We start from the raw sequence: 5,632 nt of genomic DNA, 5'->3' as shown, positions 1-5,632 counted from the left end.
TGCTTTATGGTCACCATGGTATGGCTCACATCTTCGCTTACCATTTTCGCCCAACAGACATTGTGGGCCGCTAACGTAAGTAACGTCCCCAGTATCAGTATCTTGAACGCAAAGGCTGATAGTAATACGTAGTTATGAATTAATCTCCAATTGATCATAATCTGCTTCCAACGGTTCTCAAAGTAAAGAAATATTCATAAAATATTCAAAATCCTTCTCCTGTAATAAAGTTGCAGCGCTTACATACACGCAAAATTGGGCTAATTTCATGATCATATATAATGCATAGCACAATATGAAAATATACCAGCATACGCTTGAATTAAGCGCGCGCCCGCGTGGTTTTCACCTGATAACAGCCGACATCGTAAAGGCCATACCCGAGATAAACATGCTGCAAACAGGCATTTGCCAGGTTTTTATACAACACACATCGGCTTCGCTTACCATCAATGAAAATGCGGATCCTACTGTGCGCAAAGATTTTGAAACTTATTTTAACAAAGCAGCGCCTGAAAACGACCGCGATTTTTTACATAATGATGAAGGCCCCGATGATATGCCCGCGCACCTGAAAGCTGCCCTGCTGGGCAGCAGCGTAATGCTGCCCATACGTAACGGCCGGTTTGCGCTGGGCACCTGGCAGGGGGTGTACTTATGCGAGCACCGCAACCATGGCGGCCGCAGAAAACTGGTTATTACCGCATGGGGCGAATAACTCCGCCGGCTACCGGTTGCCGGTGGCAGGCTCCTGCTTCCGCTCCAGCCAGGAAGTAAAAATGGTATAAAATACCGCCAGTATAATAGCGCCTTTGAACATGCCGGTAAAGCCCCACGCCGCCAAACCGCCCACCACGCCCAGGAATAGCACCAGGAAGGGCAGCTTGCCCCCGCTTTTTGCAATGAGGATGGGTTTAAGAATGGCGTCTGTTGCCAGCACAAAGGCGGCATATGCTGCCAGGAATATCGTCATGCCGGTATGGCCCTGCACCGCCATCCATATAATAAGGGGCAACCACACAATTAACGGGCCTACCTGTATGAGCACCAGGAAAAATACCAGTGCAGACAGGGCCAGCTTAAAGTGCAGCCCTGCAATCGTAAAGCCTATCCAGGAAACAGCAGCGGCTATAAGCGCAGTACCCATTACGCCGATAGACACCCCTTTAATGGCATGCCCTGTGGCTTTCATAAGCGTTAACCCCTCACGCCGGCCCAGCAGGTGCTGCAGCGTGGAGCGGAGGGGCTGCAGCACCTGCTCTTTACTGGCCAGCATCACCGCTGAAATAATGATGCCTAATATAAATTGCAGGGCCGCTCCTATTACGCCGGCGCCGCCTAATAATATATGGCGCAGCACCGACCGCAAATGCTGCTCATAGCTTACCAGTGTTTCCCGTGGGTTTTCCTGCAAATGCTGCCAGAAAACGGCAATGGCTTCGCCTGCAAACGGCAGCCGGGCCACCCGCTCCGGCAGCGGCGGCAAACCGTTGGCCTGTATATCTGCTATCAGCTGCAGCCCTTCCCGTACATGCCTGCCCAGCGAAGCAATGATGTACACAAAAGGTAATGCTACAATAAGTATGAGTAAAATGGAGTAGATAACAGCAGCCAGCCTGCGCCGGTTGCCCAGCCTGACCGCCAGCCATTCATAGGGGCTTTCAAACGACACAAAAAAGATAAGGGCAAATGTAAAAACGCCAAAAAACACCCGCAGCACATCATACAGCGCATACAGGAGCGCAAGCAACAGTAACAGCACCAGTACCGTTTCTATGATGCTACGCGAGGTAGCTGCTTTGGAGTAACGCATAAGATCTGTTTTGCGTAAGTGAAAAAGGGGCGTATCACATAATATTAAAAATAGCGGATATTATTGAACCAGCTGCAGCGCCTCCTCATCCTTATACTGCTTTATCAATTGCCGCAGCTGCTGCTTTAATGCATCCGTAACCTGCTTATAGGCCGGCTGCCCGTACAGGTTGTGCATTTCCCCGGGATCTGTTTGCAGGTCATACAGTTCCCAGGCATTTGTTTGATCATAAAAATGTACCAGGGTATATTTTTCCGTGCGGATGCCAAAGTGCGGGTACACGTGATGCGGCTGCGGAAACTCGTAGTAGTGGTAATAGGCGGCCTTGCGCCAGCCGGCTGTATCGCCTTTTACCAGCGGCAAAAAGGAGGCGCCCTGCATACCGGCAGGCGCCTGCACGCCGGCAATATCCAGCAGGGTGGGCGCCCAATCAATATTCACCATCAGCTGCGATACACTGGTGCCAGGCTGTATTACGCCCGGGTATCGGATCAGGAAGGGGGTGCGCAACGACTCTTCATAAATAAACCGTTTATCAAACCAGCCATGCTCGCCCAGGTAAAAGCCCTGGTCCGACGCGTAAATCACCACGGTATTTTCCGACAGGCCGCTGCGGTCCAGGTAATCGAGCAAAGCGCCAATGTTACGGTCCAGCGAGCGGGCAGTGGCCAGGTAGTCTTTCAGGTAACGCTGGTATTTCCAGCGCACCAGGGCCTGGCCGGCCAGGTGCTTTTCATCAAACTCCCTGCTTATCTTACCTTCGTAATAATCCATAAAAGCCTTTTTCTGTTCCGGGTTAAAGCGGTTATAGATGCCGCTCTTCTCATAATCGGCATGCACTTTCAGGTCTTCCTTCAGGCGCATGGTATGGGCAATGGTCATATCCTGGTTCATTGCCGCCACACGGCCCTGGTAGCTGTCATTGAAATTTTCCGGCAGGGGAAAATCAATACTGTCATATACGCCCAGGTCCTGTATATCCGGCAGCCACTCCCGGTGCGTGGCCTTTTCTCCTACAACCAGCATAAACGGGCGGGCGGTATCTCTTTGCTGCAGCCAGTTAACGGCAAACTGCGTTACCAGGTTTGTCACATAGCCGCTGGCGCGGGAGGTATCGCCGTTCTCAATAAAATCCGGGTTATAGTACTGGCCCTGGCCCGGCAGGATGTTGTAGTAATCAAACCCCTGCGGCAATGCACCCAGGTGCCATTTTCCTATCCAGGCGGTTTGGTAATGGTGCTGCTGCAGGATGCGGGGAAACAGCTCCTGGGTAACATCGAACTTTTTTTCATTTAACGTATAGCCGTTCATGTGGCTATACTTACCGGTAAGCAGGGTTGCGCGGCTGGGGCCGCAGATGGAGTTGCCCACCAGCGCATTGCGGAAAATAGCGCCGCCCTTTGCAATACGGTCTATGTTGGGTGTTTGCACCAGCCTGCTACCATAAGCGCTGATGGCCTGGTAGGCGTGATCATCGGAAAGAATGAAAATAATATTCGGACGCGCGGCTTTTGGCTTTGCATGTTGCTGCGCTGTGGCAGCGCTGCCCAGCAGCATGCCTAATAATGCGGGCACAACCTTGACTAATATTTTCATACGGGTTATTTTTTAACATAGTTAGCTTACGTAACGCAGCTGTGTGCAACCATAAGTTACTAAAATAATCTCTTCTTGTCCCGGTGCGGTTTGCATGTGAGCGGTAACGCCGGGTGAACAAGGTTTAAAAATCCGTTCAATTGCCGGTATTTCAACGGTACATATTAACCGGTAAATTAGTTTGAAATCAAACTAATTTACCGTACCTTTGCTGCCAGAAATTTACCGGAGAGATTGAGATATGGAACAGCTTCCATCGCTAATTGAATATGGATCCCGAAGAGTGATCGTTACCATTACTGCTGTTGTTTGTGCTTTACTGGAGATCATTGATACGACTATTGTAAACGTGGCTTTGCCCGATATGCGGGGCAGCCTGGGCGCTACCCTGAATGAGGTAAGCTGGGTAATTACCGCTTACTCCCTGGCCAATGTAATTATTGTGCCCTTAACCAGCTGGCTTTCCCAGCAATTTGGCAGAAGGAACTATTTTGCCGTTTCCGTTGTACTCTTTACCGTTTGCTCTTTCCTGTGCGGTAATGCCACCAACATATGGGAGCTGGTGCTGTTCCGCTTTTTACAGGGCCTGGGCGGCGGCGCCCTGCTGGTAACCTCCCAAACCATTATTACAGAAAGCTGGCCCGCGGATAAACGCGCCACGGCTCAGGCCATTTACACCCTGGGTGTAATTGTAGGCCCTACCCTGGGCCCGCCGCTGGGCGGCTATATTATTGATAACTACAGCTGGCCGTATATTTTTTACATCAACATTCCCGTAGGCACCATTGCAGCGCTGCTAACGCTGCAGTACGTACGAAGCCCGCAATATGAGCAAAAACGCAGCGCCAGCCAGGTTGATTGGTTAGGCATTGCCCTGCTGGCCGTTGGTATATCCTCCCTGCAGTTTGTGCTGGAAAAGGGGCAGGAGGAAGATTGGTTCAACAGCCCGCTGATCATTATCCTGTCTGTTACCGCGGTATTTGGCCTGTTCTTTTTTATATGGCGGCAGCTGGTGGTGCGCTTCCCCGTGGTGGAGCTGCGGGTATTGCGGAACGGCAACTTACGTATAGGCGTAATATTGTCCTTTATCATGGGGTTTGGACTGTTCGGCTCTACCTTTGTGATACCGCTGTACACACAAACCCTGCTGGGCTGGACCGCCGAACAATCGGGCCTGCTGCAATTGCCCAGTACTTTGTTTGTAGCTGTTATGATGCCCGTGGTGGCCATATTAATACAACGCGGCATTTCCCAGAAATACCTGATTGCCGTTGGCATGACGGTGTTCTTTATTTACAGCTACCTATCCTACAAGATATTAACGCCCGATACCAGCGCGCATGATTTTTTCTGGATATTGATCATCCGCGGGTTTGGCCTGGGGCTGCTGTCTGTGCCCATCAGCACTATGTCGCTCTCTACCCTGCAGGGAAAAGAAATTGGCCAGGGCGCCGCCTTTTCAGGCATGATGCGGCAGCTGGGCGGCGCTTTTGGGATAGCATTGATCTCTACTTTTGTAACGCGGCAAACAGACCTGCACCGCAGCACGCTGGTAAGCCATCTTGATATTAACTCGCCGGATGTGCAGCAGCGGGTAGCGCAGCTGTCGGCCGGTATGTACAGCAAAGGATTTGACATGACCACTTCACAAAACAAAGCATATGCGCTGCTGGATGCATCGGTAATGAAACAGGCTACGGTACTGTCTTACATGGATGTGTTCCTGTGGGTGGGCGTTATGTTCCTGGTATGTGTGCCTTTTGTGCTGCTGCTGATCAAAGCTGCCAAAAACAGGGTGAGCCTTGCTGATGCGGCGCACTAATGTTAAAAACAATAATTTTGTTTGCATGACGGCTACGAACAACATTACAGAGCTGGCGCGCGACCTTACCAAGTCCATACGGGAGCTGCGCACCATTATGCGCCAGCACATACAGGTAAAGCTGCGGGAATACCAGTTTGACATTTCCTTTGAGCTGCTGGAAGTGCTGGTTTTCCTGTGGCGGCAGGATGGAGTGAACCAGCAGGAGATCGCGGATTTTATCATCAAAGATAAATCCAGCACCACCTACCTGATAGATAACCTGGTAAAGCGCAACCTGGTGCTGCGCGCCGCCGATGAAAACGACCGGCGTAACAAGCTTATTTTCCTGACCAGGGAAGGCAGGCAGCTGCAAAAGAAATTTAACCCGCTGGTAGATGACATGTATGAAATTGACACTG

Annotated in this window: 5 protein-coding genes; 3 read left to right on the top strand and 2 right to left on the bottom strand. The window is 50.9% G+C overall.

All coding sequences use genetic code 11. From position 1 onward, the window contains the following. Positions 1 to 301 precede the first annotated feature (301 nt). On the top strand, positions 302 to 718 hold the full coding sequence (locus tag VFS25_RS23070) for a secondary thiamine-phosphate synthase enzyme YjbQ (RefSeq protein WP_349256402.1): 417 nt from the start codon (positions 302 to 304) through the stop codon (positions 716 to 718). Between the two features lie 9 nt (positions 719 to 727). On the opposite strand, the gene VFS25_RS23065 is transcribed toward VFS25_RS23070, so the two are convergent. Both VFS25_RS23065 and VFS25_RS23060 read right to left on the bottom strand, forming a co-directional pair. Beyond that, a complete protein-coding gene (locus tag VFS25_RS23065; protein ID WP_326464542.1) occupies positions 728 to 1,813 on the bottom strand; it encodes an AI-2E family transporter in 1,086 nt (361 codons plus the stop codon). 60 nt (positions 1,814 to 1,873) lie between these two features. Then, positions 1,874 to 3,409, bottom strand: a complete 1,536-nt coding sequence (locus tag VFS25_RS23060; RefSeq protein ID WP_326464541.1) for a sulfatase — start codon at positions 3,407 to 3,409, stop codon at positions 1,874 to 1,876. 241 nt (positions 3,410 to 3,650) lie between these two features. Here VFS25_RS23060 and VFS25_RS23055 point away from each other — a divergent pair, with 241 nt between their 5' ends. Continuing rightward, positions 3,651 to 5,231: a DHA2 family efflux MFS transporter permease subunit gene (locus VFS25_RS23055; protein WP_326464540.1), complete on the top strand. Its 1,581-nt coding sequence runs from the start codon at positions 3,651 to 3,653 to the stop codon at positions 5,229 to 5,231. A gap of 25 nt (positions 5,232 to 5,256) precedes the next feature. Further along, the coding region (locus VFS25_RS23050; RefSeq protein ID WP_326464539.1) for a MarR family winged helix-turn-helix transcriptional regulator at positions 5,257 to 5,632 on the top strand (376 nt) is incomplete at its 3' end.

It is taken from the genome of Chitinophaga sp. (assembly GCF_035761305.1).
Lineage (GTDB): Bacteria > Bacteroidota > Bacteroidia > Chitinophagales > Chitinophagaceae > Chitinophaga.
The sequence above is the reverse complement of the archived record's forward strand: the minus strand, read 5'-3'. Positions and strand labels throughout refer to the sequence as shown.

Bases quoted from the DNA above. Each gene is read 5' to 3' on its own strand.
- VFS25_RS23055 (WP_326464540.1), top strand. From the start codon at position 3,651: ATGGAACAGCTTCCATCGCTAATTGAATATGGATCCCGAAGAGTGATC.
- VFS25_RS23065 (WP_326464542.1), bottom strand. From the start codon at position 1,813: ATGCGTTACTCCAAAGCAGCTACCTCGCGTAGCATCATAGAAACGGTA.
- VFS25_RS23060 (WP_326464541.1), bottom strand. From the start codon at position 3,409: ATGAAAATATTAGTCAAGGTTGTGCCCGCATTATTAGGCATGCTGCTG.